Origin of the sequence: Aporhodopirellula sallentina SM41 (assembly GCF_000346505.1) — a bacterium.
Classification (GTDB): domain Bacteria; phylum Planctomycetota; class Planctomycetia; order Pirellulales; family Pirellulaceae; genus Rhodopirellula; species Rhodopirellula sallentina.
This window is the reverse complement of sequence record NZ_ANOH01000459.1, coordinates 1-2,902: the sequence shown is the minus strand read 5'-3', so window position 1 is coordinate 2,902 and position 2,902 is coordinate 1. Positions and strand designations below refer to the sequence as shown.

Annotated in this window: 2 protein-coding genes; both read left to right on the top strand. The window is 57.3% G+C overall.

Annotated elements, in window-relative coordinates; genetic code table 11:
* Positions 1-156 precede the first annotated feature (156 nt).
* On the top strand, positions 157-1,167 hold the full coding sequence (locus RSSM_RS29935; RefSeq protein ID WP_144060231.1) for an NAD binding site: 1,011 nt from the start codon (positions 157-159) through the stop codon (positions 1,165-1,167).
* Between the two features lie 117 nt (positions 1,168-1,284).
* Positions 1,285-2,382, top strand: coding sequence for a type III polyketide synthase (locus tag RSSM_RS29930; protein WP_081613931.1), 1,098 nt, complete (start codon positions 1,285-1,287; stop codon positions 2,380-2,382).
* Positions 2,383-2,902 lie beyond the last annotated feature (520 nt).

Here is a 2,902-nt window from a genome sequence, read left to right as displayed (position 1 = left end):
GGCCACGCCGGACCGTGAGGCGGAGGATGCCAACGCACTGCCTGTCCGGCTGCCGATCACCCCGGGCGTTGCGATCTCGCGATCGACACTCGATCTTTTTTGGTGGAGCGTGCCCAGCGGCTCGGTGTTCGTGTTTGGCAACCGTGCGAAGTGCAAGTGATTCGATCGTCGACGCGGTCGGTGTTCCTGCGTCATCGGCATCGATCCAATGGTGAACGTGCTCTCAAAGAAGAACCATCGACTGCGCTTGAGTCAACTCGCGTGGAACATCGCCTCGGGTGTTCGGAGACGGACAACGAGTGGCATCTTACCGACGAATTCGATTTGGTTGTGTTGGCTACGGGGCTGACGGGCGTTTTCTCTGCGACCAAATCATCCGACGATCAGGAAGAGGACTCATTGCAAACGCGACGTTGGACGTTGCCTTGGATTGATCCGCCCCACGGACCGCTCGGGATTGCTGCCCACCTTCGACCAGACGATCCTCTCGCGAAAAGGTTGAGGCTTGCTTCCGGTGAGATTCACATGGTTTGTGGAGACGACGGATATGTGGGACTGGTTCGCTTGCCCAACGGAGTGATCGACATCGCCGCGGCACTGCGATCACAGCGGCAACGACGCGATGCGTCGGATCGAGGAGCGTTGAAACAGAATCGGAACCAATCTCTAGTCGATCGTCTCGCCGATTTGCTGAGTAGTCATCCGTTGATGAGTTCCGACCAAGGGGGCGGTGATGCGGGGCTGGAAAGCCTCGAGCTGTGGTTGAATGAACGGGCGACGCTAATGACCGCTCCGCCTCTGCGCCGTCGACGAGTTCCAGGCGACGGCCGAGTCGTTGCGATAGGCGATAGTGCCGGATACGTGGAACCGATGACCGGTGAGGGGATGACGTGGGGAATCGAAAGCGGAATCGCGGTGGCCGATTTGTGGAACCAGCGATCCGATCCCGATCATTTCGCCCTTGAGTGGACTCACGCCCTGAAGACTCTCCAACCGAAGCGGCGCAGACTTTGCGGGGGAATCACCTGGGCGATGCGGTCCGAGGTGATGCGTCGGGTGACGCGATCGTCGCTGCGTCATGCCCCATGGATTGCGAAACCGATCACGCGAGGGCTCGCCTGCGGTCCCGCGTTCGAATCAACCCCACGTTCGAACTCAACACAGTGAAAAAACTAACACCGAAAAGATCCGGCACCGGTGTGAAGGGTGTCCTCTGAACTTTTTCGTCGACTTTGAAAAAACTTTCTAACGTTCTCCCAACTGCATACGAATCAGCGAAACATCATGGCGCGAATCCTTTCCGTTGCATCGGCTTTTCCACCGCATCTAGCGAGTATGGAGATGTCGACTTATTACGCGCAGCGGATGTCATGTCGCGACGACGGGGAAGCCGAAAAGGTTGCCAAGCTGTACCGGCGGACCGGGGTGGATACACGTGGCAGTGTGTTGCTCGAACAGCCCGACACTGGAGCGATCACGCAGTCGTTCTATCCACCGATGACGGCGGAACCCCAAGGCCCAACGACTCTCGATCGCAACAGTCGCTTTGCCCGAGAGGCGCCTCCGTTGGCATGTCAGGCAGCCGGCGAAGCAATCCTTCAAAGTGGTAATACGGCTGACCAGATCACGCACCTGGTCATCGTAACTTGCACCGGGTTCAACTCTCCCGGAGTGGACATTGAGTTGATCGAGCAACTCGGTTTGGCCCCAACAACGCAGCGAATCCAAATCGGATTCATGGGGTGTCACGCATTGATCAACGCGATGCGAACGGCACGCGGTCTGGTCGCTGCCGACCCGGAAGCCTGCGTTCTGATTTGCTGTGTCGAGCTTTGTTCGTTGCACTATCAGTACGGATACGATGTGCAGCGAATCGTATCGGGAGCACTGTTTGCCGATGGTGCCGCCGCAATGATTGTTGCTGGATCACAACAGTCGTCTGCTGCTGATTCGCAATCCCTCGGTGTGATCGAGGCAACCGGTTCGTATCTGATCCCCGACAGCCGAGATGCGATGACGTGGACGATCGGTGATCATGGCTTTCAAATGACACTCGCGGCCACGGTCCCCGGATTTGTCGAACGCTATCTGCCGGGCTTTCTTGACGGCTGGCTGCGATCGCACGGGGAATCGATTGATTCGATCGGAGGTTGGGCGGTGCATCCGGGAGGCGTTCGAATCTTACACGCCGTCGAAACCGCGCTTCATCTGGATGGAACAGCACTCGAAACGTCGAGGCGTGTGCTCCGAGAACACGGCAACATGTCGTCCGCCACTTTGGGCGTCATCTTGGCGGAGTTTCACCGGCAGGGTGTGCCACGTCCATGGCTCACACTTGGATTCGGTCCAGGACTCGAAGTCGAAGTCGCACTGCTGCGATAGCCGAAGCCATTAATTCGTGTAAAACGCACTGCGCCAACGCGTTTCGATATCTCCTTCCCAAGTCGACAGATGGATCGATGTGAGCCAACGACGATCGGGCACGTTGGTGCCACTCACGAATGGCACAGTCGTTCGTGCTCCCACCATCTGCGCTATCGGGGGTGTTTCGACGCAAAGACGCGGAGCTTTGGATTGTCCTTTACAGCAACACCCTGCGCTCTCTGCGACTCTGCGTTTCGCTTTGCAGGATGCCTCGTCTTTTGCGTTGCAGATGGTGCCACCAACTGTCTGTTTTTTTGGGGGGAGGGATCTCAAATGCAGAGGCGCAGAGATTGGAACTCGAACAGCTCTCAGGCTGCTCAAGCAAGAGAAGTCGGCCAAGTGTGGAATCAAAAACAAGCCGCTCACCGCTGGCTGGGACGATGACTACATGGAGAAGGTACTTTTCGGTCGGTATATCACCGGGCAATTGCCCTGGTTGTGGTGGATCTGAAAAAATGGACTGTTACGGCGTTTGACG